The organism is Allobosea sp. GW823-FHT02B03, from assembly GCF_058797755.1.
Genome location: NZ_JBXAJY010000002.1, coordinates 696,060 through 721,994 on the forward strand (window position 1 = coordinate 696,060; position 25,935 = coordinate 721,994).

Sequence of the window (25,935 nt, forward strand, 5' to 3'; positions counted from 1 at the left end):
CCGGGGTAGTTTTTCTAACGATCGAAAGCGACGGCGCTGGTGTGGTTCAATCCGACCGGCGCCGCATCGCGTTTCGGAACTGGGACGGGACGATGGACAAGGTTCCTATGACGGCCGGCGGTTTCGCCGCTCTCGAAGTCGAGCTGAAGCAGCGGCAGCAGGTCGAACGCCAACGCATCATTCAGGCGATCTCCGAGGCACGCGCCCTCGGCGACCTCTCGGAGAACGCCGAGTATCACGCCGCCAAGGAAGCCCAGTCGCTGAACGAGGGCCGCATCATGGAGCTGGAATCGCTGATCGGCCGCGCCGACATCATCGATGTCAGCAAGCTGGGCGGCGACACCATCAAATTCGGCGCGACCGTCAAGCTGATCGACGACGACACCGAGGAAGAGAAGCTCTACCAGATCGTCGGCGAGCCGGAATCCGACGTGAAGTCAGGCAAGGTCTCGATCGGTTCGCCGATCGCGCGCGCCCTGATCGGCAAGAAGGTCGGCGATTCCGTGCAGGTCAACACGCCCGGCGGCGGCAAGTCCTATGAGGTGGTCGGCGTCGCCTTTCGCTGAGCCGTTTTTCAGCGTCGCTTCCTGGTCGTGGCTCCTTGGCCATCCCGGCATCAGCCCCTAGATTGAGGGTGGTGCCTGCCGCCGGAGATGCAGCCATGACCAGCCGTCGCGCTTTTCTCACCGGGTCCGCCGCGCTAGCCGCAGGCGGGCTCGTTTCGTTTGGGGCCCAGGCCCAGGGCGCACCGGTCGGCGCCATCCGCGTCGACGCCACCCGTCTCGGCCCGCAAGGCTGGGGCGAAAGGTCCGCCAGCATCGCACGCGCCCTCGAGCAGCAGCTCGCCTATCAGCTCGGCGGCCAGCGCCAACGCGGCGCGCCGACGCTTTATGTTACCGTCCAGGGCCTCTGGCTCGCCAGCTATGCGGGCGGCGGCAGCCCCGGCGATTCGGACAACACCGACAACATGGACAGCGTCGCCGAACTCGTCGACCGTGGCCGGGTGCTTGCCAGCTACCCGATCCGCACCGCCCTGCTCTCCAGTTTCGGCGGCGCCTGGTACCGGCCCGATGTCGACGAGCGCCGCGTCGCGGCGCTGCTCGAGAACAACGTGCTCTGGATCAAGCGCTATCTCGGTGGCTGAGACCATGCTCGCGCGCCGCGCTTTCCTGATCGGCATTGCCGCCACAACGCTGGCCGGCTGCCAGACGACTGCGCAGACCGCTCCACCGGTCGCGATCGGCGCGATTCGCGTCGACACCGGCCCGCTGGCCGCCAAGGGCCAGAGCGCCACGGCCGCCATGATCAAGCCGATGCTGGAGCGCGAGCTCGCCAGCCTCCGAAGCGGGCATGGCGCAACGCTGCAGGTCACCGTCACCGGCCTTTACCTGACGAGCTATGCCGGCGGACAGGCGGTCACCATGGGCAATGACACCCTCGAAAGCGAGGCCCGGCTGATCGGCGCCGACGGACGCGAGATCGCCCGCTATCCGGTCCTCGCCATCATGGCTCCGAGTTCCGGCGGCGCCTGGTATCGGCCCGACGTCAATCAGCGCCGGATCGAGGCCCTGGTCGCCAGCAACGCGCAATGGATCAGGCGCTACCTAGGTGGTTGAGATGATGCTACCGACCCGCCGCCTTTTCGCCCTGGGCGTTGCCGCGGCCCTGCTGGCCGGCTGCCAGACCACGCCCCCGCTCGGCCCTCGCACCGCGATCGGCACCATTCGCGTCGATGTCTCGCAGCTGGTCGAGCTCGGCGTCGGCCCCCGCGCCGAGCTTGTCAGGACCCGGCTCGAGCAGGAGCTGGCGCGCGATTTCGCCGGGGTGCGTCAGCCTGGCGGCGCGACGCTCACTGTCGCCGTGCGCGGGCTGACCCTGCCGACCTATGTCGGCGGCGATATCGATGACGGCGCGACCTCGGACTATCTCGAGAGCCTGGTCACCGTCACCGGCCGCAAGGGCGAGGTGCTGGCGACCTATCCGATCCTGTCGATGAACGGGGCCGGGGATTCCGGTTTCTGGTTCTCACCCGGTATCGACGAGCGCCGCGTCGAGCGCCTCGTCGTCAATCACGCCGCCTGGATCAGGAAGATGGTGCTCGGCTGAGGCCTCAGCTGGCAACCGGCCGCCGGATTTCGAACGCGGTCTTGCCGCGCTTGAAGCCGCAGGCCTCGTAGAAGCCGAGCACGGCCTCGTCCTTGCGCCCGGTCAGCAGCATGACCTTGTAGCAGCCTTCGGCCCAGGCCTGCTCGATCGCCGCCTGGATCACGCGCTTGCCAACGCCGCTCCCGCGCAGGCCTCGTTCGGTGACGACGTTCTCGATGAGCGCGAAGGGCCGCATGTTACGCGTCAGATTGGGCGCGACCACCAGCACGCAGGTCGCGACCACCCGGCCGTCGAGTTCCGCAACGAGCACGCTCATCATCTCGCTGGAGAGCATCCGGCCCCAGACGGCGGCAGCGGAACCCGCGTCCGGAAGCCGATCCTCGGCATTCAGCTGGGAATAGAGGTCCAGCATTGCAGGCAGATCGCCGATCGCCGCCTTGCGGATGGTCGGTTGCATGTCGTGGCCGACGCTCAACCCAGCGGCGCGATCGGCTCGTCCTTGACCCGGTCGAGCGCCAGCGCGGTCCGGACATTGCGGACATTGGGCAGCGCCGTCAGGTCACCGACGAAATCCTGGAAGGCCTTCAGATCGGTCGCGACGCATTTCAAGATGAAATCGATGTCGCCGGAGAGCGTCCAGCATTCGCGCACCGCCGGCCAGTCGCGGATCCGGCTCTGGAAGGCGGCGAGATCGGCCTCGGCCTGGCTGGCAAGGTGGACGAAGGCGAAGCAGACCACCTCGATTCCGAGCTTGCGCTCATCGAGCTGCGCCCGGTAGCCGGTGATCACCCCCGCCTCCTCCAGCGCCCTGACCCGCCGCAGGCAGGGCGGCGGCGAAATGCCGACGCGGCTGGCGAGCTCGACATTGGTCATCCGCCCGTCACGCTGCAATTCGGTCAGGATGCGGAGATCGATCTCGTCGAGCTTGGAACGCACAAATCCTCCCGGAAAAAGGTCGCGCTGGTGTAGACGCAGTGTCCACGCGATACAAGGCGCAGGCCAAGCCGAGTTCGGCGGGGCGACAACTGGAGCCCTCTTCCCGCGGCGCAGCCTGAAAGCTGCCGGGAATGGGGCTCGCGTCGGGGGCATCATTCGTGGGCGAGCAGCAGGCTTCGGAAGCCATTCCCACCCTCTGGGTGCTGACCGACGGCAAGGCCGGCGACGAGGTCCAGTGCATCGGCGTGGCCGAGCGCCTCGGCCTCGTCCCCGAGATCCGCCGGGTCGCCCCGGGGAAGCCTTGGTCCTGGCTGATGCCGCGCGGGCCGATCGACCCACGCGAGGCGCCGGACCGGCCCGGCAGCCCGCTCCGCCCGCCTTTCCCCGATATCGCCATCGCCTCGGGCCGGCGCGCCGTCGCCTATCTGCGCGCACTGAAGAAGGCCTCGAACGGACGCAGCTTCACTGTCTTCCTCAAGGACCCGCGTACCGGCACCGGCGCCGCCGACCTGATCTGGGTGCCGCAGCACGACCGCCTGCGCGGCGACAACGTCCTCGTGACGATCACCTCGCCGCACCGCCTCGCCCCGACCGCGCTCGCCGCAGCACGCCAGACACCGCCGCCGGAGCTCGCCGCCCTGCCCTCGCCGCGTGCCGCCGTGCTGGTCGGCGGCGACAGCCGCCATCACCGCTTCCGGCCGCAGGATATCGAGGCCTTCGCCGCCCGGCTGGAGGAGCTCGCCGCCTCCGGCGTCGCCCTGATGGGGTCGCGCTCACGCCGCACCCCGCCCGCGCTCGACGCCGCGGTCAGCGCCGTATTCCGGCGCCATGGCGGCTGGTGGTGGGACGGAACAGGCGCCAATCCCTATGTGCCGCTGCTGGCGCTCGCCGATGCGATCGTCGTCACCGCCGACTCGACCAACATGATCGGCGAAGCCACGGCGACCGGCGCGCCGATTCTGGTCTTCGAGCCGCATGGCGGCCATGGCCGGCTGGCGAAATTCCTGGAAGCGCTGAAGGCCTATGGCGCTGTGCATCACTTCGAGGGCCGGCTTGAAGGCGGGCGCTACGAGCCGCTAGACTCGACGGAAGCGATCGCGCGGGCCGTCGGCGAAGGCTGGCTGCGTCACAGGGCGGCGGCAGGGCTGGACTGACGGCCTCCCGATACCGATATGTCCGGCTTCGGCCGGAATGGCGATGTCGCCGGCATGGGCCGGCAAAGGCAAAAATTCACCGGCCCGGCCGGCAGAGGAAGACGAGAATGGCCCATACCCACGCCAAGGTGATGATCATCGGTTCCGGCCCCGCCGGCTACACCGCCGCGATCTATGCCGCCCGCGCTCTGCTCGAGCCCGTGCTGATCTCCGGCATGCAGGCCGGCGGCCAGCTGATGATCACCACCGATGTCGAGAACTATCCGGGCTTCGCCGACGTCATCCAGGGTCCCTGGCTGATGGAGCAGATGCGCGCCCAGGCCGAGCACATGGGCACCAAGATGGTCTCCGACCACATCGCCCGCGTCGATCTCTCGCAGCGCCCGTTCCGGCTCTGGGGCGATGGCGGCGAGACCTATTCCTGCGATGCGCTGATCATCGCCACCGGCGCCCAGGCCAAGTGGCTCGGCCTGCCCTCCGAGCAGAGCTTCCAGGGCTTCGGCGTCTCGGCCTGCGCCACCTGCGACGGCTTCTTCTTCCGCAACAAGCAGGTCGTGGTCGTCGGTGGCGGCAACACTGCCGTCGAGGAGGCGCTTTATCTCGCCAACCTCGCCGCCAAGGTTACGCTCGTCCACCGGCGCGACGCGCTGCGCGCCGAGAAGGTGATGCAGGACCGCCTGTTCAAGCATCCCAAGGTCGAGATCGTCTGGGATTCGGAAGTCGCAGAGATCCTGGGTGGCACGCAGCCGCCCTCGGTGACGCATGTCCGCCTGCGCAACCTGAAGACCGGCGCGCTGCAGGACCTGCCGACCGACGGCGTCTTTGTCGCCATCGGCCACAAGCCGGCGACCGAGCTCTTCACCGGCCAGCTCGCCATGCGCGAATCGGGCTATCTCGAAGTTACGCCCGGCACGACTCAGACCAATGTGCCCGGCGTCTTCGCCGCGGGCGACGTCACGGATGAGCATTATCGCCAGGCCGTGACCGCGGCCGGCCTCGGCTGCATGGCCGCGCTCGACGCCGAACGCTGGCTCGCAGCCAACGAATCCGAGCTCCGCGAGGCCGCGGAATAGGGTTTTGTTAACTCATCAGCGTTGCTGATGAGTTACCCAACGAGTTTAAGGGCTAAAAACCAGGCATCCGGCAAAGGAAACATTGACCTCGCGTCCCCTCCCTCCCATCATGCGCTGAACGCATAACAGGGGGGAAGGCGGTGGATTGGGACCGCATCCGGATTTTCTACACAGTCGCAGAATCGGGCAGCTTCACCAAGGCCGGTGACGGGCTCGGACTGAGCCAGTCCGCCGTGAGCCGCCAGATCGGCGCGCTGGAACGCGAACTGCGCGCGCCGCTTTTCCACCGGCATACCCGCGGCCTGATCCTCACCGAGCAGGGCGAACTGCTCTGGCGCGCCGCCCGCGAGATGACCCAGCGGCTGGAGCGCACGCGCGCGCAGCTCTCGGAAACACGCGAGCACCCCTCCGGCGAATTGAAGGTTACCGCGACCCGCGGGCTTGGCGGCCATTGGCTGACGCCGCGCCTGGCCGAGTTCCTCGACCTCTATCCCGACATCAAGGTCGACCTCATCCTGACCGACGAGGAACTCGACCTCTCGATGCGCGAGGCGGACATCGCCCTGCGGCTGCGCCAGCCGCAGCAGCCGGACCTGATCCAGCGCCGACTCTTCACCGTGCACTTCCACGTCTACGGCTCGCCGGCCTACATCAAGCGCTTCGGCGAGCCGAAGAGCTATGAGGATCTCGACAATCACCGGCTTCTGTCGTTCGGCAACACCTCGCCGTCCTATCTGACCGCCGTGCACTGGCTCGGCACGCTCGGCCGCGACCAGCGCAACCCGCGCCCGATCCATCTCACCGTCAACAACATCACGGCGATGAAACGGGCGGTCGATTCGGGAGCCGGCATCGCCATCCTGCCGGACTACCTGATCGAGGCGGGCTCGCCGCTCGTGCAGCTGATGCGCGAGACCGAGATGCCGCAGCTCGAAAGTTATCTGGTCTACCCGGAAGAGATGAAATCAGTCGCCCGTGTCCAGGTTTTCCGTGATTTCTTGATCCAGAAGGCTCAGCGCTGGACGTTCTGAGCCCTGGCCGCCCGGCAGGCAGAGCCTGCCCGAAAACCCGGCGACGGGGTCTCCCGTCCCGCCCCTGACGCATTGCGTCACGTCAATTATGGCAATTATGTCAAATCCTAGCATTTCATCATGCTGTGGATGCATGACCGCCCCGCCCAATGCTGCATTGCAAAAAGGCAGGTCCTGCTCGATATTGTGCTCACGGTTGTTCGGAACGGGCTCCGCATTCTCCTCCCGGCGTTGAGTTCGTTCCAGCCGTTCCCCTCTGAGATGTTTGGCGCTTGCGCCGAATATTTCAAACTTCTAGGCCGGCTCCTTCGGGACGCCGGCCTTTTTTCTTGGTCGCGACGTTCGCTGCTGCCTGCTGATCACCGTCATTCCTGACAGGCTGCATAGCGCCGCAGCTCCGGAATCAGCGAAGGGCGGCCTGCTCTACGATGGAAGGGCGCCTTCCTATCGCCGCCTGGCTTCCAGCGGCAGCGAATCGAACAGCGACGGCTCGGCGCTCGTCCGCGCCTTCTCGATCGTCAGAATCCTGAGCTTGGTCTCGACGCCGCCATCGGCCGAGAAGCCGCCGGTCTTGCCGCCGGCCGCGAGCACCCGATGGCAGGGCACGATGATCGGGATCGGGTTCTGACCGAGTGCCACGCCGACGGCCCGCGCCGCGCCGGGCTCGCCGATCCGTGCCGCGACCTCGCCATAGGTCAGCGTCTCGCCGGGCGGGATAGCCAGCGTGACGCGATAGACGCGCTGGTTGAACTCCGACGTGGCGCTGAGATCGATCGGCAGATGGCCGAGATCGCGCTGCTCGCCGGCCAGCAGGGCGACGATCTCGGCGATCGCTTCCTGCACGAAAGCAACGGGCTCGGCCTCGCCAGCCTCCGGAAAACGGTGGGCCAGGCGCCTGCGGGCCGTGGTCTCGTCATGCTCCGGCAGTTGCGCGGCGATGATCTTCTCGCCTTGCCACACCAGGGCACAGCTGCCGATCGCGGTATCGAAGAGACAGAAGCTTTGCATGGCTCGACGCTAGCGCAGGCGAAGGCACTACGGCACCCGTTTCCTGCCGAACCATCCCGGCAAGCTCAGGCCCAGAGCCGCTCCTTCTCCAGGCCCTTGTAGAGATCGGCGACCTGCTCGCCATAGCCGTTGAACAGCAGGGTCGGCCGCCGCTCGCGCGAGCCCAGCACCTGCTCGCTCGCCTGGCTCCAGCGCGGATGCGAGACCTCCGGGTTCACATTCGCCCAGAAGCCGTATTCCGACGCCTGCAAGCCCTCCCAGAAGGTCTTCGGCCGCTCGGCGACGAAGCTGATCTTGTTGATCGACTTGACCGATTTGAAACCGTACTTCCAGGGAACGATCAGCCGCATCGGCGCGCCATGCTGGTTCGGTACCGGCTTGCCGTAGATCCCGGTCACCATCAGCGTGAGCTCATTGCTCGCCTCGGCGATGGTCAACCCTTCGGTATAGGGCCAGGGATACCAGCGCTGCGACTGGCCGGGCGCCACGCGCGGATTCATGAAGGTCTGCATCTGCACGTATTTCGCGCCCGAAAGCGGCTTGGCGAGCTCGACCAGCTTCTTCAGCGGAAAACCGGTCCAGGGCACCGCCATCGACCAGGCCTCGACGCAGCGGAAGCGGTAGAGCCGTTCCTCCAGCGGCATCTTTCGGATCAACTCGTCGATGCCGATCTCGAACGGCTTCTCGACCAGCCCATCGATCGTTACCGTCCAGGGCCGCGTGCCGAGGCGCTTCGCCGAGGCAACGACATCCTTCGAGGTCCCGAACTCGTAGAAATTGTTGTAGTTGGCCGCGAGCTCTTCCTCGGTCACCGGCCGGTCGAGCTTGTAGGCCTCGTTGCGCTTGGCCGGATAGAGGTCGAGCGTCGGGTCCGCGCCCTGGGCGAACGCCATCTCCGGCAAGGCGGCACCGGCGATCAGCCCGGCACCGGCGGCGATGAAGCGGCGGCGGTCCATGAAGGTCGCCTCGGGGGTCGCCTGGCTTTCGGGAATCTCCCAGCCGGCGCGGGTCTTGATCAGCATCGGACGACAAGCTCCGGTTATCCGGCGGCAGCTAGTCCACAGAGCGGGCCGATGCGCAATTCACGAGCGGGAGAGGATCAGCGGCGCTCTGTCGCGCCCTCGGCCTTCCTTCCGCAGGGCGCCATCCACCTTGCATCGCGGTCATGCTCGCCACGCTCGCTGCCGGGGCGTGCCCGGATCGCAGGCGCATGCTAGAAATTTCGGCAATGGTCGGACAGCCAGTTCCGCTCGGTAGAGAGTTCAGGCCTTTCGGAGGAAAGGCCTGTCGCGCGTCCCCGACCAGCGCGGCCGAACCGCGGGCGGAAGCTGGATGAACGTCGAGGAGACGATTGCGATGGGCAAGTTGAAATTCCTGGTTGGAACGGCCTTCGCCGCCACCCTTCTGGCCGCTCTGCCGGCCCGCGCCGACATCGTCATCGGCCTGATCGCGCCGCTGACCGGCCCCGTCGCCGCCTATGGCGACCAGGTCCGCAACGGCGCCGAGGCCGCCGTCGAGGCGATCAACAAGAAGGGCGGCATTCTCGGCGAGAAAGTCGTGCTGAAGCTCGCCGACGACGCCGGCGATCCCAAGCAGGGCGTCTCCGCCGCCAACCTGCTGGTCGGCGAGAAGGTCAAGTTCGTCGTCGGCCCGGTGACCTCCGGCGTCGCGATGGCGGCTTCCGACGTCCTCGCCGAGCACGGCACCTTGATGGTGACGCCGACCGCGACCGCCCCGGCCCTCACCAGCCGTGGCCTGAGCAATGTCCTGCGCACCTGCGGCCGCGATGACCAGCAGGCCGAAGTCGCCGCGAAATACGTGCTGAAGAACCTGAAGGACAAGCGGATCGCGGTGCTCCACGACAAGGGCACCTACGGCAAGGGCCTCGCCGACGCCTTCAAGAAGGGCATCAATGACGGCGGCGTCAAGGAAGCGCTCTATCTGACGCTGACGCCCGGCGAGAAGGACCTTTCGGCCGTCATCACCCGGCTGAAGGCCGCCAATATCGACCTGATCTATTTCGGCGGCTACCACCCTGAAGGCGGCCTTCTCGCCCGCCAGCTCAAGGACGCCGGCATCGTCGCCACCATCATCGGCGGCGAGGGATTGTCCAACACGGAGTTCTGGGCGATCGCCGACCAGTCGGCGGCCGGCTCGCTGTTCACCAACGCGACCGACGCCCAGAAGAGCCCCGACTCGGCCGAGGCCGTGGCGGCGCTGAAGGCGAAGGGCATCCCGGCCGAGGCTTTCACGCTCAACGCCTATGCCGCCGTCGAAGTGCTCAAGGCCGGCATCGAGAAGGTGGGCAAGGCCGACAGTGCCACCGCCGTCGCGACCGCGCTGAAATCCGGCATGACGGTGCCGACCGCGATCGGCAAGCTGTCCTACGGCAAGAACGGAGACCTCAGCTCGCCGGCCTTCTCCATGTTCAAATGGGAAGGCGGCAAGATCGTCTCCGTCGACTGACGAAATAAGGCCGGTGCGGGGATGTCCCGCACCGGCCCTGTTATTGAGCAGGTATGCGCCGCCCCGCTGGGACCGCGCATACAGCGATAAACCGCCTCAGCCGCGCGCTTCGAGCGCCTTGATGATGGCTTCGCCCATCTCGGTGGTCGAGACGGCGTTGGCGCCCGGAGCGGCGATGTCCTTGGTGCGGGTGCCGGCGCCCAGCACGTCGGCGATCGCGCCTTCGAGCCGGTCGGCAGCCTCGCCGGCGCCGAAGGAATAGCGCAGCGCCATGGCGAAGGAGCCGATCATCGCGATCGGGTTGGCCAGGCCCTTGCCGGCGATGTCCGGAGCCGAACCGTGCACGGGCTCGTAGAGCGCCTTGCGCTTGCCGGTCGCCGGGTCCTCGGCACCGAGCGAGGCGGAGGGCAGCATACCGAGGGAGCCGGTCAGCATCGCCGCGACGTCGGAGAGGATGTCGCCGAACAGGTTGTCGCAGACCACGACGTCGTACTGCTTCGGCCAGCGCACCAGCTGCATCGCGCAGTTGTCGGCGAGCACGTGCTCGAGCTCGACATCCTTGTACTCGGCAGCGTGCAGCGCGGTGACCGTCTGCTTCCAGAGCACGCCGGTCTTCATGACGTTGTGCTTCTCGGCCGAGGAGACCTTGTTGCGGCGGGTGCGCGCCAGCTCGAAGGCGACGCGCGCGATGCGCTCGATCTCGCCGGTGGTGTAGAGCTGGGTGTCGACGCCGCGCTTCTGGCCGTCCTCGAGCGTGACGATTTCCTTCGGCTCGCCGAAATAGACGCCGCCGGTAAGCTCGCGCACGATCAGGATGTCGAGGCCCTCGACCACTTCCGGCTTGAGCGACGAAGCCGAGGCCAGCGCCGGATAGCAGATCGCCGGACGCAGGTTCGCGAACAGGCCGAGATCCTTGCGCAGGCGCAGCAGGCCGGCCTCCGGGCGATGCTGATAGGGGACATCAGCCCATTTCGGGCCGCCGACCGCGCCGAAGAGCACCGCGTCTGCCTCCTGGGCGAGCTTCATGTCGCCTTCCGAGATCGCCGCCTTGTGGGCGTCATAGGCCGAGCCGCCGACGAGGCCGCGCTCGAGCGAGAAGGAAGCAAGACCCTGCTTCTCGAACCAGGAAACGATCTTCTCGACCTGGCCCATCACCTCGGGGCCGATGCCGTCGCCGGGCAGAAGCAGGAGCTTGTGGTTCGCCATGGTCGCCTCTCGGAATGCTGTTATCTTCAGGGCCTTCGCGCCCCTGCGCGCTGGTTACGGGCGGAAGCCGCGCGAAGCAAGCCGCAGGCTGGACTTGGGCGCGACGGAGGCCTATCCGTCAGGGGTCTCAACGGGGTGCCCGGCAACCGGGCTGAGAGGGGCGCATAAGGGCGCCACGACCCGTAGAACCTGATCCGGGTCGTGCCGGCGGAGGGATTGAGCATCGACGCCGGCAAATGGCGACGCAAAGCCCTCCCCGTCAAAGCCCCAACGAAGCATGCGGGGACGTCATGACTGGTCTGAGCGGCAGAGCGGGACTGATCGCCGGAATGCTGGCGGCATTGCTCTTCGGAGCCCCTGCGCAGGCGCAGGAGAAGCCGGCGCTGAGCGTCTACACCTATTCCTCCTTTACCGGGAAATACGGCCCCGGAGCTAAGGTCAAGGCCGCCTTCGAGGCGCAGTGCGGCTGCACGCTGAACTGGGTCGCCGCCGACGATGCCGGCTCGCTGCTGGCGCGGCTCAAGCTCGAGGGCGAAACGACGAAGGCCGATCTCGTGCTCGGCCTCGACATGAACCTCGCGGCCGAGGCGAAGGCGAGCGGCCTGTTCCAGCCCCACGGTCAGGACGGCGCGTCACTGACCCTGCCGACGCCCTGGACCGACGATACGCTTCTGCCCTTCGACTGGGGCCATCTCGCCTTCGTCTACGATTCCACCAGGCTCGCGACGCCGCCGCAGAGCCTGAAGCAGCTCGTCGACGACCCCAAGGGGCCGAAGCTCGTGCTGCAGGACCCGCGCACCTCGGCGCCCGGCCTCGGTTTCCTGCTCTGGATGCGCGCGGTCTATGGCGACGAAGCGGATGCCGCCTGGAGCAAGCTGAAGCCGCGCATCGTCACCTTCACCAAGGGCTGGTCCGAGGCCTATGGCCTGTTCCTCAAGGGCGAGGCCGACATGGTGCTCTCCTACGCCACCTCGCCGGCGTACCATCTCGGCGCCGAGAAGAAGACGCAGTACAAGGCAGCGCCCTTCGCGGAGGGGCACTACCTGCATGTCGAGCTCGCCGGCATGACGCGGGCGACGAAACAGCCGGAACTGGCGAAGCGCTTCCTCGCCTTCATGCTCTCCGACGCCTTCCAGTCGCTGATCCCCGAAGGCAACTGGATGATGCCGGCGAAGCTTCCGGCCGCTGGCCTGCCCGCCTCCTTCGCAGAGGTGATCAGGCCGGAGAAGACCCTGCTGGTCGCGCCGGAGACGGTCCGCAGCCAGCGCAGGGCCTTCATCGACGCCTGGCTCGCCGCGACGAGCCGCTGAGACCTTGCTCAGGCCGGCCACGCTCACCGCGCTCGCGATCCTCGCCCTCGCCAGCGGCTCGCTGCTCGGCCTGGCGCGAGCCGGCTCGGACATCGCCACGCTCGCGACGCTCGGCCCCTATCTCACCCGCCTGATCGCCTCGGCCGGTTTGCAGGCGGCCCTCTCGACACTGCTCTCGCTGGTGCTCGGAACTGGGCTCGCGCTCGCCTTGCTGCGCCGGCACTTCCCCGGCCGCGAGCTGCTGCTCGCACTGCTCACCACCGCCGCGGTCGCGCCGACCATCGTCATCGCCTTCGGCATCGTCGCGATCTATGGCCGCTCCGGCCTGCTGGGCTCGCTGGCCCGCAGCCTCGGCGCCGAGCCGCCCTCGATCTATGGGCTGCACGGCATCGTCATCGCCCATGTCGTGATGAACATGCCGCTGGTGACACGCGCTTTGCTCCACGCCTTCGAGCGCGAACCGGGCGAGCGGCGCCGGCTCGCCTCGGCGCTCGGCTTCTCCGCCGCCGATTGCTTCCGCCACCTCGATTGGCCGGTGATCCGCCGTGAGGCGCCGGCGCTGGCTGTCCTCGTCTTCCTGCTCTGCTTCACCAGCTTCGCCATCGTGCTTTCGCTCGGCGGCGGCCCGGCCAATGCGACGCTGGAGGTCGCGATCTACGAGGCGATCCGCTTCGAGGCCGACTTCGTCCGCGCCGCCGCATTGGCCGGCCTGCAATTGCTGATCTGCCTTGCCCTCGCCGCGGCCATGACCGCGCTGACGCCGAAAGCACGCGAGGAAGCCGGCGCCGAGCGCAACGCCCCCCGGCCCGACCTCTTCGCCCTGCGCCGTCTCGATGGCCTAGTGCTGATCCTCGCGGCGGCGCTGATCGCACCGCCGCTTTTCAGCGTCGCGGGCGGGCTCGGTGCCATGACGACCCTCGCCTCGGCCGAATTCATCCAGGCTGCCGTCACGAGCACGGTCATCGCCGTCAGCGCCGGCCTTCTGGCCTGCCTCCTTGCTCTGCTGCTCGCCAGCGGCGCACGCCGACTGCCGCAGCGCTCCCGCCTGCCCGATCTCGCCGCCTTCGCCATGCTCGGCCTGCCGCCCTTCGCCTTCGTCGCCGGACTCTATGTCCTGCTGCGCGGCTTCACCGATCCCGCCTCGCTCGGCCTCGTCCTGGTGCCGCTGGTCAATGCGCTGATGGCCCTTCCTTACGCCTATCGCCTGCTCGCTCCGGCGCTTGCGACCAGTGCGCAGCGCCATGGCCGACTGGCGGAAAGCCTGGGCATCGCCGGCTGGGACCGACTGCGTCTGGTCGAATGGCCGGCGCTGCGCGGGGCGCTCGGCGCAGCCTTCGCCTTCGCCACGGCACTCTCGCTCGGCGATTTCGGCGTCATCGCCCTGTTCGGCGGCCCGGAACTGACCACCCTGCCCTACCTTCTGGCCAACCGCCTCGGCGCCTATCGGATCGAGGAGGCCAGCGCGCTCGCGCTGGTGCTCGTCCTCAGCGCCGGCGGCCTCGCCTTCCTGACCCAGCGCTGGAGCGCGCGCCATGCTTGAGATCGCCGGGCTCGCCCTACGCTATCCGGACTTCGCGGCGTGCTATGATCTGACGGTGCCAGCCGGTGCGCTCTGCGCCGTAATCGGCCCTTCCGGCGGAGGCAAGACCACGCTGCTCCACGCCATTGCCGGCTTCGAGCGGCCGCATGCCGGCACACTGCGCTTCGCTGGACAGGATCTGCTGCCGCTGGCGCCGGCCGCGCGGCCGGTCTCGATCCTGTTCCAGGACCACAACCTTTTCCCGCATCTGACCGCGGCCGAGAATGTCGCGCTCGGGCTGAGGCCCTCGCTGCGGCTGGATGCCGGCGAGCGGGAGCGCGTCGCGGCGGCGCTGGCGGAGGTCAATCTGACAGAGTTTGCTTCGCGCCGCCCCGCCGAGCTTTCCGGCGGCCAGCGCCAGCGCGTCGCGCTCGCACGTGCCCTGCTGCGCGGCAAGCCGCTGATGCTGCTGGACGAGCCCTTCGGCGCGCTCGATCCCGGCCTGCGCCGCGAGATGATCGACCGCGTCGACGCGCTCAGGCGCAGCCACGGCCTGACCGTGCTGATGACGCTGCACACCCCGGAGGAGGCGTCGCAAACCGCCGACCTCTTCGCCTTCGTCGCCAATGGCCGCGTCGAGGCGGCGGGACCTTGGGATGAGCTGACGGCAAAGGACGGCCCGGAAGCGGTCAGGCGGTTTCTGGGCCGCTGATGCCGGTCAGAGCCGCCCGCCCTTCAGCGCGCGCAGAACCTTCTCGCCCGGCCGGCCGGTCGGCTCCATGCCGATCTTGCCTTCGACATCCTTGATCGCCGCCCGCGTCAGCGAGCCGACGGCGCCGTCGGGCTCACCGACATTGTAGCCGCGCGCGATCAGCAGACGCTGGAGCTCGCGGCGCTGCTCGCGCGACAGCGGCAGATCGTCGGTCGGCCACTGCCCCTGCACGCCCGGCCGGCCGCGCAGCCGGTCGGAAAGCAGCGAGATAGCGAGCGCATAGGAATCCGCGCCGTTGTAGCTGAAGGCGGCATCGTAGTTCTTGAAGACCAGGAAGGCCGGGCCGTTGCGCCCGGCAGGCATCAGCAGGCCGGCATTGCCCGTGCCGTTCAGGGCCGAGCCGTCGAACTTGACGATGCCCTGGCCCGCCCAATGCGAGACCGGCCGCTTCGGGTTGCGCCCGGTCGCGCCGGAATAGCTGCGCGGCACCCGGACCTCGTAGCCCCAGGTCGCGCCGGTGACCCAGCCGGCCTTGTCCATGAAATTCGCGGTCGAGTGCAGCGCGTCCGGGATCGAATCGACGAGATCGCGCCGCCCGTCGCCATCGCCGTCGACGCCGAGCCTGAGATAGGTCGAGGGAATGAACTGGGTGTGGCCGAAGGCACCGGCCCAGGAGCCGGTCAGCCGGTCGGCGCGGACATCGCCGCGCTGGATGATCTGCAGGGTCGAGATCAGCTCGCCCTTGAAGAAGGCGTTGCGCCGCGGCGCGAGGCAGGCGCCCGTCGCCAGCGCCTGGACCAGCGGCCAGCGGCCCTTGGCCTTGCCGAAATCGCTCTCGACGCCCCAGACCGCGACGATGGTGTGGCGGTCGACGCCGAAGCGACTCTCGGCTGCTGCCAGCGTCGAGGCGTGCTGGCGCAGCATGGCTCGCCCTTCGGCGACCTTCTCGTCGTCGACCAGCGTGCCGAGATAGTCCCAGATCGGCGTCTTGAACTCCGGCTGGTTGTTCATCGCCTCGATGATCTTCATGTCGGGCGTGACGCCCGCCATGGCCCGGTCGAAGGTCGCGCCGGAGACGCCCTTGGCCGCCGCATCCGAGCGCAGGCCGGCGACGCACCGGTCGAAATTGGCAAAGGCCGCCGGAGCGGCGAGGACGAAAGGCAAGGCCAGGATCAGAGCGCGCATAGGTCCACCGAATCGCAGGAATGGCACGAAACTAGGGCGCTCCGGTTAAAGGAGGTTAACCATGCGGCCTTTCGCGCCCGCGCCTTATTCCCCTCTAGCCAGTCGCGCGCGGACACGGCCTGATCTATGCCTGCGCAGACAGCGCGAATCGCCCCCGGACCAGCCATGCAGCCTGCTCTGATCGAGACCCTCGGTTTCGCCGCCGCGACGCTGACGACGCTGTGCTGGCTGCCGCAAGCGGTGCAGACGATCCGCACCCGCGACACCCGCGCGATCTCGCTCTGGACCCAGGCGATGTTCGCCAGCGGCATCGTGCTCTGGCTGGTCTATGGCATGCTGATCGCGTCCTGGCCGCTGATCGGCGCGAATGCGGTCTCGCTTTGCCTGGTTTCGGTCATACTTGCGATGAAGCTGCGCCACGGCTGAGTCGCGCAGGTCCCGCTTCGAGACGCCAGGCCCCGCCCGCCACGGAACCCCGCCATGCCCACTATCACGACCGCGCATCTCCTGCCGATCGGCATGCTGATCGCCTCGAACGTCTTCATGACCTTCGCCTGGTACGGGCATCTTTCCTATAAGAGTTCGGCGATCTGGCTGGCGATCCTGGCGAGCTGGATGATCGCGCTGCCGGAATACATGCTCGCCGTCCCGGCAAACCGCATCGGCCACGGCGTCTATTCGGCCGCAGAGCTGAAGACGATCCAGGAGGTCGTCACCCTCTGCGTCTTCGCGCTGTTCTCGGTGTTCTGGCTGAAGGAATCGCTGAGCTGGAACCACGCCATCGGCTTCGCCCTGATCGCCGCCGGCGCCTTCTTCATCTTCCACGGAAAGGCCTGAGCACCATGGCGCCGTTCCCCGCCTCGGGCCACCCCGCGGTCGAGGCCTATCTTAGCGACGGCTATGAGCGGGTCGTCGGCATGTCCTCGCGCTTTGCCGCCGCGATCTGCGCAAGGCTGCTGCGGCTGCAGACCGAGGAAGGCGTCACCGGGCCGATCGCCGAGATCGGCGCCTTCGAGGGCCGCTTCTTCATCGCCCTGGCGCATGCGCTCGAGCCCGGCGAAATCGCGCTCGGCATCGACATCTTCGAATGGCCGAACCCGGAGGTGAAGGACCGTTTCGAGGCCAATTGCCTGAAATACGGCATCGCGCCCGAGCAACGCGTCACCATCAAGGGCGATGCCGGAGCGATGGCACCCGCCGAGCTGCTGGCCCACGCCCGCGGCGAGAGGCTGCGCTTCATCCATGTCGACGGCGAGCATTCGCGCGCCGCGCTGTCCAAGGACCTGGCGCTCGCCACCGCGTGCCTTTCGGAGGGCGGGCTGATCGTGCTCGACGACATGCTGCACCCCGGCTACCCGACGCTGATGGTCGCGGTGCAGGACTATCTCGAAGCCAATCCCGGCATTGTTCCCCTGTGCATCATCGACCGCGAGACCATTGTCGGCGCGACCAAGTTCGTGCTTTGCCAGCGCGACTGGTTCGAACGCTACCAGGCGGCGCTGCTCGAGATCTTTAAGGAGCAGATCTGGCCGCTCGGTGCCGATTTCGAGCCGCATTGGTGCCTGGTGCTGTCGCTTGACACCAGGCTCGCCGAGATCACCTGACCATCCACATCGATCAAGGGCTACCAAGATGAGAAAACTGGCACTGATCGCCAGCGCGCTGACTGTCGCCGCCGCCCCGGCCCTTGCCGGACCGACCTGTTCGCCGAGCGACGAAAACGCCCGCATCCTCGCTTCGGCCTCGCCGGCCAACATCCATCGCGACTGGAAGGCACCGAACCATGTCGGCTATGGCTGGTCGCTGCAGGTCGATCGCAGCGTGCGCGACGCCGCCGGCACGGAATACTATGTCGGGGATCTCTACGACGCGCGCGGGCAGCTTTCGACCCGCAAGGTCTTCGTCGTCGAACGCGAATGGGATTGCGGGCCGTGAGGCTCAGCGCGCCGGGCGGACCCGCAGGATCTTGCCCTTGGCATCGTCGCTGAGCAGGTAGAGATAGCCGTCCGGCCCTTGCCGGACGTCCCGGATGCGCTCGCCGATATCTGTCAGCAGCCGCTCCTCGCCGGTCACCCTTTCGCCCTGCGTCGAGACGCGGACCAGCATCTGGCCGGCGAGCGCGCCGACGAAGAGCGAGTTCTTCCAGGCCGGCCAGCGGTCGCCGGTGTAGAAGACGGCACCCGAGGGCGCGATCGACGGGTCCCAGTAGAAGAGCGGTTGCTCCAGCCCGGCCTTGGAGGTGCCCTCGCCGATCCGAAGGCCAGAATAGTCGATGCCATAGGTGATCACCGGCCAGCCATAGTTTAGCCCGGCCTTCGGCGTGTTGACCTCGTCGCCGCCGCGCGCGCCGTGCTCGACGGTCCAGAGCTGCCCGCTCTGGGGATGGAGCGCAGCTCCCTGAACGTTCCGATGGCCGATCGACCAGACTTCCGGCTGCCAGCCCGGCTTCTTCGGATTGCCTTCCGCCGCCCCGCCCTCCGGGCGGATACGGATGACCTTGCCGATATGGTTCTCGGGGTTCTGGGCCTGGTCGCGCTGACTGTAGCGGTCGCCCGTGGTGACGAAGAGCGCGCCCGTCCGGTCGAACACCAGCCGCGAGCCGAAATGCATGTTGCTGCTGACCGTCGGCATCTGCCGGAAGATCACGCTCGTGCCCTCCAGCGCCGTGCCGGCCGCGTTCAGCCGGCCGCGCGCCACGCTGGTGCCATTGCCACCGGCCCGCGGCTCGGAAAACGAGAGATAGACGAGGCGGTTCTGCGCGAAACCGGGATCGAGCACCACGTCGAGCAGGCCGCCCTGGCCGCGCCCGGTGACATTGGGCACCCCGGAGAGCGGCGCCGAGAGCTTGCCGTCCACCGAGACCAGCCGCAGCCGCCCCGGCCGCTCAGTCACCAGCATGCGGCCATCGGGCAGGAAGGCGAGGCCCCAGGGGTTTTCCAACCCGCTGGCCACGGTCTCGACCAGCAATTCGCCGGCGCTGGACGGGTAGCGCTGCTGGGCCATCGCCGGATTGGCGACAAGCCCGGAAACCACGATCAAAGCTGAGACGATCCCGCGCATATGGCCTCCATTGCCCACTTGGCCTCCTTACATAGGCCGGGCGACGATCGGGACAACGGCAGAAGCGCGTTTCGGCGGCCTATCCGGGCTGAGAGCCCGCCAGCACCGGGGAGATCTCGGCTGGGCGCGTCGCCGGCTTGACCGAGCTGGCGGCGAGGAAGCGGCGCGCAGCGACATGGCACAGCAGCGCGATGGCGAGCCCCGCAAAGACGTCGACGAAATAGTGGCCTCCGTCGATCGGCGTCGCGGCGATCATCAGCAGGTTGAGCACCAGGAAGGGCCAACGCAGCCAGGGATGGGCCCAGCCGGCGAGCAGCATCAGCAGGGCGATGGCGGCGTGATAGGATGGGAAGGTGATGATGCCTTCCGTCCTGGACAGGTCGACGAGAAACGGCGCGCCGGAGCGTAGTGCCTTGATGTCGGCGACATGGACGAAGGCCGCGCCCGGATTGAGATTGGGATAATCCGCCGGCGTCAGGCCGAGATGGACGAACATCGCCACTGCCGGCAGTACGGCAGAGATGGCGATCGAAATCAGCGCCGCGAGCATCATGGCGAGAACCATGACCCGTGCCGCGTCACCTCGACCGGAAAAGGCCAGTACGATGACCAGGATGATGATCTGGGGCAGGATGCTGGCATAAGCCAGGCCCAGGATCGTTCCGAGCCAAGGCCGGGCATCGACCGCCTTCAGATAGGCCAGCCAATCGAGACCGAGGCTGCGATCGAGCGCATAGAATGCGGCATCCTGCTCGGGGAAATTGAGCGTGGATGCGAGATAGGACAGCAGGACGCCGGCGATCATGAAGGCCATGACCTGGCCCATGCAATCCAGCCCGTCCGCGAGCTTGGTCTCGGCGCGATAGACCCGGTAGTAGCCGGCCAGCATTGCGCAGGCAGCGCCCGCCGCGAAGGGCCCGATCAGCGACATCGGGACGATCGAGACATTAGTGAAAGGCAGCCAGCCGAGGCTGACCAGCAGCACTCCGAAGATCAGCGTCCAGCTCGCGATGCTTGCGCGGATGCTCACCGCTTTCCCCTTCGCCATCTGCCGAAACCCCGTCGGCCCGGCCCGTTCTAGGCCGGACCGGCTTAAGGCGCGGTCAATCGCGATGGTTAAAGTCTGCCCTATGGGAGCGCCGCGTCAGGACAGCGTCGCGAGTTCCCGGCGCAGCGTGACGATCTGCGAGGCTTCGTCGAGCACGACGTCGTCCGCCGTCACCACGGCCCCCGCCGCAACGTCGCGCTTCAGTTTGACGTGGTGGGCAAGCCCGATCGGCAGGGCGCCGGCGGCGCGGCTCGCGGCGGCCGACATCAGCTTGCCATAGACGGTGTAGCCGCCCTCACCGTCCAGCATCTCGCCGGCCTTGAGCGCGCGCTTGGCGGTCGCGACCGCATCGCCCCGCCAGCCGCGCGTCGCCCCGGTCGCCTCGCCTCGCAGCGCAGCGTTCAGCACCGAGATCGAGAGTTCGAGCCCGATCAGGTGGAAGGGCTTGTACATCGCCGCATAGAGGCCGGTGGAATCGGTCGGCAGGCCGTATTGCTTGAAGCAGGCGGCGGCATAGGCGTTCGGCGCCTTCAGCACGACATAGACGCCCCAGCGCAGGTCGCGGAAGACCGGGCGCCCATCGCGCTCCAGCGAGGACACCACCTCGACCATGCCGTCGCGCTCGAGCTGGCCGCCGACCGCCTTCGGCCGCAGCACATGGGCGAGATCGTCGACGCCGCAGGGCGGGAAGGACAGCCCGTCCTCCGGCACGTCGAGCCCGCAGGCATTGGCGATCGCCGCCATCTCGATCGCCGATTTGGTGCCGTCGAGGAAGGAGTTGAACATTTGCGGGTTCATGCCGGCGGCCTTGGCCGCCTCCGGCGTCAGCCCGTAATGCCCCCAAACCCCGTCCGGGGTCACCTGGTGATAGGCCGGCAGGTACTTCGTGCCCTTGCCGGCGGCGGCAACGGTAAAACCGGCCGCCCGCGCCCAGTCGACCATCTCGGAAACCAGCGCCGGCTGGTCGCCATAGGCCATCGAATAGACGACGCCGGCCGCCTTGGCCTTCGCCGCCAGTACCGGGCCGACCAGCACGTCGGCCTCGACATTGACCATCACGACATGGCGCCCGGCCGCGATGGCCGCGAGCGCGTGGCGTGCTCCGGCGGCCGGGTGACCGGTCGCCTCGATCACCACCTCGACGCCATCGGCCTGCGCCGCTTCGAGCCCGTCGGCGACGAAGCGCGTCTGCCCCAGGCGGGCCTCGTCCCAGCCGACGGTGCGGCAGGCGTTACGCGCCCGCTCGGGATCGAGGTCCGCGATCACCGCGACCTCTAGTCCTTCGATATGCGGCACCTGGGCGAGGAACATCGAGCCGAACTTGCCGGCCCCGATCAGGGCACAGCGAACGGGGCGGCCGGCCTCGGCGCGGGCGGCGAGCTTGGGCATCAGGTTCATGCAGTCCTCCCGAAAGAACCGCAGCCCTCATCCTGAGGAGCCGCGCAGCGGCATCTCGAAGGATGTTCCAGAGCACGCTGGAACCATCCTTCGAGACGCGATCTGCGATCGCTTGTCAGGATGAGGGCTGCGGGTATCAAAGCCTGAAACTAGATCACTCCGGCTTCACGCCGGCTTCCTTGATGATCTTCTCCCAGGTCGCGATTTCCTGGAGATGGTAGGGCTTGAAGGCGGCGGGGTCGCGCACCTTCAGCGTGAAGCCGAGCTTCAGGATCTTCTCGGTGATCTCCGGCTTGGCGATCGCCGCCATCACCGACTGCGACAGCTTCTCCAGCACCGGCGCCGGGGTCGCCGCCGGCGCGAAGAAGGCCGCCCAGCTATCGGCGTCGGCATTGCTTACGCCCTGCTCGCGCAGGGTCGGGATGTCCTTGGCGCGCGGGTTGCGCTCCGGCGAGGCGAGAGCGAGCGCCCGCAGGGTGCCGGCATTGATCTGCTCGAGCACCGAAGGCAGCGTCGAATTGGCGATGTCGATGCGCCCGCCGATGATCTCCTGCACCAGCGGCGCCGCGCCGCGGAACGGCACATGCGTCATCCTGATGCCTGTGCGCTGCATGAACAGCTCCATGGCGAGATGCGAGCCGGAGCCGACGCCGGTCGAGCCGTAGTTCAGCTTGTCCGGTTCGGCCTTGGCGAGTGCGATCAGCTCGGCGATGTTCTTGGCCGGCAGGTCGTTGCGCACGACGAAGGCATGCTCGAAGGCGCCGACGCCGGCGACCGGCGCGAAGTCCTTGACCGCGTCATAGCCCGGCTCCTTCAGCAGGAACATGTTGTTCCCATGCGTCTGGTTGTTGCCGAAGATGAAGGTGTGGCCGTCCGGATCGGCCTTGGCGACGGCGCGCGTGCCGACCGCGCCCGAGGCACCGGCACGGTTGTCGACCACGACGCTCTGACCGATCGTCGTCGACATTTCCTGCGCCACGAAACGCGCGATCGCATCGGTCGGCCCGCCGGCCGGATAGGGAACGACCAGCGTGATCGGCTTCGACGGGAAGCTCTGCGCCCGGGCAATGGCCGGAGCGAAGACGGCGCCGGCGACGAGGCCGAGCGTGGAACGGCGGGTAAGCGTCATCAAATTCCTCCCGGAAGCCCGATGAAGCCACGGGCGTTGGGCCGAGGATTACGGGCAAAGCGCCGATGCGTCCAGCACTGGCGGGCGCGGCACTGCTGCCTGTAGCCTGCGACCAAAGAAGCAAGAGCCGGGTCCAGGGAGGAATACCGCATGACCGTCCGCATCGAACGCCAGGGCAAGGTTGCGACCGTGATCCACAGCCGCCCCGAGGCGCGCAACGCCATGGACCCGGACAGCGCCGTCGCGTTGACGGAAGCCTTCCAGAAGCTCGATGCCGACCCGGCGACGGCGGCGATCGTGTTCTGGGGCGAAGGCGGCGCCTTCTGCGCCGGCTGGGACCTGAAATATGCCCAGGCCTTCACCGATGCCGGGCGCTTCCGGAGCGAGATCGTCGACGGCCTCGCCTTTCCCGAGGGCGACGCCCCCGCGCCGCGCGGACCGATGGGCCCGTCGCGGCTGGAGATGAACAAGCCGCTGATCGCCGCCGTCGAGGGGCCGGCCGTGGCCGGCGGCATGGAACTCGCGCTCTGGTGCGACGTCCGCATCATGGCGCATGACGCCTATTTCGGCGTCTATTGCCGGCGCTGGGGCATCCCGCTGATCGATGGCGGCACGGTGCGCCTGCCGCGCCTCGTCGGCCAGGGCCGGGCGCTCGAAATCATCATGACCGGCCGCAAGGTCGAGGCGCAGGAGGCGCTGCGGATCGGGCTCTGCGAGCAGGTCGTCGGCCGCGGCCAGACACGCGCGGCGGCCGAGGCGATGGCGCAGCAGATCGCGCGTTTCCCGCAAGGGGCAATGCTGGCCGACCGCAAAAGCGCGATCGCCGGCCATGGCCTTCCCATTCGCGAGGCTCTGGCCCGCGAATGGGAAGGCGGCGTCCAGACCATCGCGACGGAGGGGGCGGCCGGCGCCGGCCGCTTCGCCGCAGGAAAGGGCCGCGGCGGCGATTTCGGGGATATCTAGGCTGCGAACCCCGCCCGCTTCAGGCGCTGGATCGCAAGGTCGAGCGCCTGCAGGAAGGCCGAGCGGTCCTTCGGCGAGAACGGCTTCGGCCCGCCGCTCGCCGCCCCCATCGCGCGCAGATCCTCCATCATGTCGCGCGTCGCCAGCGCCATGCCGATCGAGGCCTCGGTGAAGGGCTTGCCGGTCGGCCCGATCACGTCGGCGCCGGCCTTGAGGCAGCGGTCGGCCAATGGGATGTCCGCGGTGATCACGATCGCGCCGCGCGAGACCCGCTCGGCGATCCAGTTGTCCGCGGCATCGAAGCCGTCGGAGACGATGACACGCTCGATATGCGGCTCGCGCGGCACCGCAAGGAAGCTGTTGGCGACGACGAAGACCTTGAGCCTGTGCCGCTCGGCGACACGGTAGATCTCCGGCTTCACCGGGCAGGCGTCGGCATCGACATAGATCGCGATGGTCTTGGGGCTCTCGTCCATGGAAAGGGCCATCGCAGGGACGAAGCGCGCATGCAAGCCGGTCCTTATGCCGGCCTTATGCCCGGCCGCACCTTCCGCATGGCGGCCTTATCGGCGTCGGACATACATCCAAGGACCTCAACGGAGGTCGAAATGTCGACTGAAACTGCCCTCAAACGCAATTCCCAGCAGCGGCGCGCTCACGCCGTCTACGCCAGTCTCGCCCATAAGCGCCCGATGGTCGGCATCCTCTGCGCCGAGATGGTCGCGCTCGCGGTCTTCGCGCTCGCCACGGCCGGCTTCATCGGCCTGCGCGCCTGGCTCGCTTTGCCGAATTGAGATCCGCCATGCCCCGTTCCAAATCTCCGCTGCCGCTCGGCGCCGAAAGCCACCTCTTTCTCGTTGGCCAGTCGAAGCGTGGCTTCTGGGTGGCGCGCGATCTCGAAGGCCGCAGCGAAGGCATCTTCCGCGACCAGAAGGAGGCGATGCGCTTCGCGCTCTACGAGGGCGGGCATGCCAATGCCGTGCTGCTCTCGCCCGCCCCTGTCGAGCCCTCCTTCGGCACAGGCATCCACTGACCCATCCCCGTCATGCCGATCGGGCGGCGCGCGCTTTGGAGCGCGCGCTGCTCGACATCTTCCTGGAGGCCGCGGGCGCGCTGATCGACCAGCTCGTCGAAGCCGGCATCCATGATCCCGCCGATATCGCCCGCCGGCTCAACCGCCGCGGTTTCCCCTGCTATGGCCGCCCGCGCTGGAACGCCGTCGCGGTCTCGACGGTGCGGCGCCGACGCCAGCGGCTGGCCGAGGCCGGCTGATACGCGCCACCCGGCGGGACGCAGCCGGCCATTCGCGTTGCTTCTGGCCGATATCAAGGAGTTGCGCTTGCGGTACCGGCGCTTGGGTCCTAAACCACGCCCGCGCCGGAAGGCGCGCCCTGCAAGCTCCCGGAGATATGGATCATGGCTTTCCTTGCCGACGCCCTGAAGCGCGTGAAGCCGTCTGCGACCATCGCCATCACGCAGAAGGCGCGCGACCTGAAAGCGCAGGGCAAAGACGTGATCTCGCTTTCCGTCGGCGAGCCCGACTTCGACACGCCGGACAATATCAAGGAGGCGGCGATCGCCGCAATCCGCCGCGGCGAGACGAAGTACACGCCGGTCGCCGGCATCCCGCAGCTGCGCGAGGCCGTCGCCGCCAAGTTCAAGCGTGAGAACGGGCTCGACTACAAGCCCGGTCAGACCATCGTCTCGACCGGCGGCAAGCACGTCATCTACAACGCGCTGCTCGCCACGCTGAACCCCGGCGACGAGGTGATCTGCGTCGCGCCCTATTGGGTCAGCTATCCCGACATGGTCCAGCTCTGCGGCGGCAAGGCGACCTTCGCCAACACCCGCATCGAGGACAACTTCAAGCTCCAGCCGGAAGAGCTCGAGCGCGCCATCACCCCGAAGACCAAATGGGTGATCATGAACTCGCCCTCGAACCCCTCGGGCGCGGCCTATACCCATGACGAGATGAAGAAGCTCACCGACGTGCTGATGCGCCATCCGCATGTCTGGATCCTCTCGGACGACATGTACGAGCATCTGGTCTATGGCGAGTTCCAGTTCGTCACCCCGGCCCAGGTCGAGCCCGGCCTGTACGAGCGCACGCTCACCATGAACGGCGTCTCGAAGTCCTATGCGATGACCGGCTGGCGCATCGGCTACGCGGCCGGCCCGCAGCAGCTGATCACCGCGATGGACACCGTGCAGGGCCAGCAGACCTCGGGCACCTCGGCGATCTCGCAATGGGCCGCCGTCGAGGCGCTGAACGGCACGCAGGACCATCTGCCGGTATTCAAGAAGGCGTTCGAGCGCCGCCGCGACCTCGTGGTCTCGATGCTGAACCAGACCCGCGGCCTGAAGTGCCCGACGCCGGAAGGCGCCTTCTACGTCTATCCGGACTGCTCGGAGCTGATCGGCAAGACCATGCCGAACGGCAAGAAGATCGAGACCGACGAGGACCTGGTGCTCGGCCTGCTCGAGACCGAATCCGTCGCCGCCGTGCACGGATCCTCCTTCGGCCTCGGCCCGAACTTCCGCATCTCCTACGCCACCGCCGACGAGACGCTGGAAGAGGCCTGCCGCCGCATCCAGCGCTTCTGCGCCGAGCTGCGCTGACATTGAGGGTTG

General features: G+C 67.8%; 31 protein-coding genes and 1 riboswitch. Of the genes, 20 read left to right on the forward strand and 11 right to left on the reverse strand.

Features of this window, described 5'->3' with window-relative positions; translation table 11 throughout:
• The first annotated feature begins 92 nt into the window (after positions 1 to 92).
• The 4 genes from greA to AC1REK_RS08305 all read left to right on the forward strand — a co-directional run bounded on the left by greA (position 93) and on the right by AC1REK_RS08305 (position 2,106).
• Positions 93 to 566, forward strand: coding sequence for a transcription elongation factor GreA (gene greA / locus AC1REK_RS08290; protein ID WP_066471398.1), 474 nt, complete (start codon positions 93 to 95; stop codon positions 564 to 566).
• A gap of 95 nt (positions 567 to 661) precedes the next feature.
• Positions 662 to 1,144 (forward strand): hypothetical protein, encoded by a 483-nt coding sequence (locus AC1REK_RS08295; protein WP_492268407.1) that lies wholly within the window; start codon positions 662 to 664, stop codon positions 1,142 to 1,144.
• On the forward strand, positions 1,137 to 1,616 hold the full coding sequence (locus AC1REK_RS08300) for a hypothetical protein (RefSeq protein WP_492268406.1): 480 nt from the start codon (positions 1,137 to 1,139) through the stop codon (positions 1,614 to 1,616). Before AC1REK_RS08295 ends, AC1REK_RS08300 begins: the two co-directional genes overlap by 8 nt.
• A 1-nt stretch (position 1,617) precedes the next feature.
• The gene (locus tag AC1REK_RS08305) at positions 1,618 to 2,106 is read left to right on the forward strand and encodes a hypothetical protein (protein WP_492268405.1); all 489 of its coding nucleotides are present in this window, start codon (positions 1,618 to 1,620) and stop codon (positions 2,104 to 2,106) included.
• A gap of 4 nt (positions 2,107 to 2,110) precedes the next feature.
• Here AC1REK_RS08305 and AC1REK_RS08310 read toward each other — a convergent pair whose 3' ends face one another.
• Together AC1REK_RS08310 and AC1REK_RS08315 are read right to left on the reverse strand one after the other, a co-directional pair.
• On the reverse strand, positions 2,111 to 2,563 hold the full coding sequence (locus AC1REK_RS08310; RefSeq protein ID WP_492268404.1) for a GNAT family N-acetyltransferase: 453 nt from the start codon (positions 2,561 to 2,563) through the stop codon (positions 2,111 to 2,113).
• Positions 2,564 to 2,577: 14 nt separating this feature from the next.
• Entirely contained in the window at positions 2,578 to 3,042 is a 465-nt protein-coding gene (locus AC1REK_RS08315) for an Lrp/AsnC family transcriptional regulator (protein ID WP_316017816.1), read from the reverse strand.
• 158 nt (positions 3,043 to 3,200) lie between these two features.
• Here AC1REK_RS08315 and AC1REK_RS08320 point away from each other — a divergent pair, with 158 nt between their 5' ends.
• From AC1REK_RS08320 to AC1REK_RS08330, 3 genes are all read left to right on the forward strand, one after another.
• Entirely contained in the window at positions 3,201 to 4,196 is a 996-nt protein-coding gene (locus tag AC1REK_RS08320) for a mitochondrial fission ELM1 family protein (RefSeq protein WP_492268403.1), read from the forward strand.
• A 107-nt stretch (positions 4,197 to 4,303) separates the two neighbouring features.
• Positions 4,304 to 5,269, forward strand: coding sequence for a thioredoxin-disulfide reductase (trxB, locus tag AC1REK_RS08325; protein ID WP_492268402.1), 966 nt, complete (start codon positions 4,304 to 4,306; stop codon positions 5,267 to 5,269).
• A 140-nt stretch (positions 5,270 to 5,409) separates the two neighbouring features.
• Entirely contained in the window at positions 5,410 to 6,300 is an 891-nt protein-coding gene (locus AC1REK_RS08330) for a LysR family transcriptional regulator (protein ID WP_066471375.1), read from the forward strand.
• A 444-nt stretch (positions 6,301 to 6,744) separates the two neighbouring features.
• On the opposite strand, the gene AC1REK_RS08335 is transcribed toward AC1REK_RS08330, so the two are convergent.
• Complete coding sequence (locus AC1REK_RS08335) at positions 6,745 to 7,308, reverse strand: methylated-DNA--[protein]-cysteine S-methyltransferase (protein WP_492268401.1); 564 nt, start codon at positions 7,306 to 7,308, stop codon at positions 6,745 to 6,747.
• Positions 7,309 to 7,373: 65 nt separating this feature from the next.
• Positions 7,374 to 8,330, reverse strand: coding sequence for a protein-methionine-sulfoxide reductase catalytic subunit MsrP (gene msrP, locus AC1REK_RS08340; protein ID WP_492268400.1), 957 nt, complete (start codon positions 8,328 to 8,330; stop codon positions 7,374 to 7,376).
• Positions 8,331 to 8,664: 334 nt separating this feature from the next.
• On the opposite strand from msrP, the gene AC1REK_RS08345 reads away from it, so the two are divergent.
• On the forward strand, positions 8,665 to 9,774 hold the full coding sequence (locus AC1REK_RS08345; protein ID WP_492268680.1) for a branched-chain amino acid ABC transporter substrate-binding protein: 1,110 nt from the start codon (positions 8,665 to 8,667) through the stop codon (positions 9,772 to 9,774).
• 96 nt (positions 9,775 to 9,870) lie between these two features.
• Here AC1REK_RS08345 and leuB read toward each other — a convergent pair whose 3' ends face one another.
• Positions 9,871 to 10,980: a 3-isopropylmalate dehydrogenase gene (gene leuB, locus AC1REK_RS08350; protein ID WP_316017822.1), complete on the reverse strand. Its 1,110-nt coding sequence runs from the start codon at positions 10,978 to 10,980 to the stop codon at positions 9,871 to 9,873.
• 121 nt (positions 10,981 to 11,101) lie between these two features.
• A riboswitch (TPP riboswitch) is annotated at positions 11,102 to 11,213 on the forward strand.
• Positions 11,214 to 11,270: 57 nt separating this feature from the next.
• Between leuB and thiB the strand changes: the two genes are divergently transcribed.
• Genes thiB through AC1REK_RS08365 form a run of 3 tightly spaced genes read left to right on the forward strand, consistent with a single transcriptional unit; the run spans position 11,271 to position 14,521 of the window.
• Entirely contained in the window at positions 11,271 to 12,290 is a 1,020-nt protein-coding gene (gene thiB, locus AC1REK_RS08355) for a thiamine ABC transporter substrate binding subunit (protein WP_492268399.1), read from the forward strand.
• Between the two features lie 4 nt (positions 12,291 to 12,294).
• A complete protein-coding gene (locus AC1REK_RS08360) occupies positions 12,295 to 13,830 on the forward strand; it encodes an ABC transporter permease subunit (protein WP_492268398.1) in 1,536 nt (511 codons plus the stop codon).
• Entirely contained in the window at positions 13,823 to 14,521 is a 699-nt protein-coding gene (locus AC1REK_RS08365; RefSeq protein ID WP_492268397.1) for a thiamine ABC transporter ATP-binding protein, read from the forward strand. Before AC1REK_RS08360 ends, AC1REK_RS08365 begins: the two co-directional genes overlap by 8 nt.
• Positions 14,522 to 14,527: 6 nt before the next feature.
• Here AC1REK_RS08365 and AC1REK_RS08370 read toward each other — a convergent pair whose 3' ends face one another.
• On the reverse strand, positions 14,528 to 15,706 hold the full coding sequence (locus AC1REK_RS08370; protein ID WP_327520776.1) for a lytic murein transglycosylase: 1,179 nt from the start codon (positions 15,704 to 15,706) through the stop codon (positions 14,528 to 14,530).
• 165 nt (positions 15,707 to 15,871) lie between these two features.
• On the opposite strand from AC1REK_RS08370, the gene AC1REK_RS08375 reads away from it, so the two are divergent.
• Genes AC1REK_RS08375 through AC1REK_RS08390 form a run of 4 tightly spaced genes read left to right on the forward strand, consistent with a single transcriptional unit; the run spans position 15,872 to position 17,641 of the window.
• Positions 15,872 to 16,132, forward strand: coding sequence for a SemiSWEET family sugar transporter (locus AC1REK_RS08375; protein ID WP_316017827.1), 261 nt, complete (start codon positions 15,872 to 15,874; stop codon positions 16,130 to 16,132).
• A 54-nt stretch (positions 16,133 to 16,186) separates the two neighbouring features.
• Complete coding sequence (locus AC1REK_RS08380) at positions 16,187 to 16,543, forward strand: DMT family protein (protein WP_492268396.1); 357 nt, start codon at positions 16,187 to 16,189, stop codon at positions 16,541 to 16,543.
• 5 nt (positions 16,544 to 16,548) lie between these two features.
• Entirely contained in the window at positions 16,549 to 17,310 is a 762-nt protein-coding gene (locus tag AC1REK_RS08385; RefSeq protein WP_492268395.1) for a class I SAM-dependent methyltransferase, read from the forward strand.
• Between the two features lie 28 nt (positions 17,311 to 17,338).
• The gene (locus AC1REK_RS08390; protein WP_492268394.1) at positions 17,339 to 17,641 is read left to right on the forward strand and encodes a hypothetical protein; all 303 of its coding nucleotides are present in this window, start codon (positions 17,339 to 17,341) and stop codon (positions 17,639 to 17,641) included.
• Between the two features lie 3 nt (positions 17,642 to 17,644).
• Here the strand turns inward: AC1REK_RS08390 and AC1REK_RS08395 are convergent, their stop codons facing one another.
• The 4 genes from AC1REK_RS08395 to AC1REK_RS08410 all read right to left on the reverse strand — a co-directional run bounded on the left by AC1REK_RS08395 (position 17,645) and on the right by AC1REK_RS08410 (position 22,341).
• Positions 17,645 to 18,766: a PQQ-dependent sugar dehydrogenase gene (locus AC1REK_RS08395; RefSeq protein ID WP_492268393.1), complete on the reverse strand. Its 1,122-nt coding sequence runs from the start codon at positions 18,764 to 18,766 to the stop codon at positions 17,645 to 17,647.
• Between the two features lie 79 nt (positions 18,767 to 18,845).
• Positions 18,846 to 19,796, reverse strand: a complete 951-nt coding sequence (locus tag AC1REK_RS08400; protein WP_492268392.1) for a phosphatase PAP2 family protein — start codon at positions 19,794 to 19,796, stop codon at positions 18,846 to 18,848.
• Between the two features lie 114 nt (positions 19,797 to 19,910).
• Positions 19,911 to 21,212, reverse strand: coding sequence for an NAD(P)H-dependent oxidoreductase (locus AC1REK_RS08405; RefSeq protein WP_492268391.1), 1,302 nt, complete (start codon positions 21,210 to 21,212; stop codon positions 19,911 to 19,913).
• Between the two features lie 154 nt (positions 21,213 to 21,366).
• Positions 21,367 to 22,341, reverse strand: a complete 975-nt coding sequence (locus AC1REK_RS08410; protein WP_316017834.1) for a Bug family tripartite tricarboxylate transporter substrate binding protein — start codon at positions 22,339 to 22,341, stop codon at positions 21,367 to 21,369.
• A 150-nt stretch (positions 22,342 to 22,491) separates the two neighbouring features.
• Here AC1REK_RS08410 and AC1REK_RS08415 point away from each other — a divergent pair, with 150 nt between their 5' ends.
• Positions 22,492 to 23,304 carry a crotonase/enoyl-CoA hydratase family protein gene (locus tag AC1REK_RS08415; RefSeq protein ID WP_492268390.1) on the forward strand — a complete coding sequence of 271 codons (813 nt, stop codon included), beginning with the start codon at positions 22,492 to 22,494 and terminating at the stop codon, positions 23,302 to 23,304.
• Here AC1REK_RS08415 and AC1REK_RS08420 read toward each other — a convergent pair.
• Entirely contained in the window at positions 23,301 to 23,780 is a 480-nt protein-coding gene (locus tag AC1REK_RS08420; protein WP_327520767.1) for a YaiI/YqxD family protein, read from the reverse strand. The two genes, AC1REK_RS08415 and AC1REK_RS08420, sit on opposite strands and share 4 nt — an antisense overlap.
• A 132-nt stretch (positions 23,781 to 23,912) precedes the next feature.
• Between AC1REK_RS08420 and AC1REK_RS08425 the strand changes: the two genes are divergently transcribed.
• The 4 genes from AC1REK_RS08425 to AC1REK_RS08440 all read left to right on the forward strand — a co-directional run bounded on the left by AC1REK_RS08425 (position 23,913) and on the right by AC1REK_RS08440 (position 25,923).
• Positions 23,913 to 24,098, forward strand: a complete 186-nt coding sequence (locus tag AC1REK_RS08425; RefSeq protein ID WP_492268389.1) for a hypothetical protein — start codon at positions 23,913 to 23,915, stop codon at positions 24,096 to 24,098.
• An 8-nt stretch (positions 24,099 to 24,106) separates the two neighbouring features.
• Positions 24,107 to 24,337 (forward strand): RAG2 PHD domain containing protein, encoded by a 231-nt coding sequence (locus AC1REK_RS08430; protein ID WP_316017838.1) that lies wholly within the window; start codon positions 24,107 to 24,109, stop codon positions 24,335 to 24,337.
• A 35-nt stretch (positions 24,338 to 24,372) separates the two neighbouring features.
• Positions 24,373 to 24,576: a hypothetical protein gene (locus AC1REK_RS08435; protein ID WP_327520765.1), complete on the forward strand. Its 204-nt coding sequence runs from the start codon at positions 24,373 to 24,375 to the stop codon at positions 24,574 to 24,576.
• Between the two features lie 144 nt (positions 24,577 to 24,720).
• Positions 24,721 to 25,923, forward strand: a complete 1,203-nt coding sequence (locus tag AC1REK_RS08440) for a pyridoxal phosphate-dependent aminotransferase (protein WP_316017840.1) — start codon at positions 24,721 to 24,723, stop codon at positions 25,921 to 25,923.
• The last annotated feature ends 12 nt before the right edge of the window (positions 25,924 to 25,935 follow it).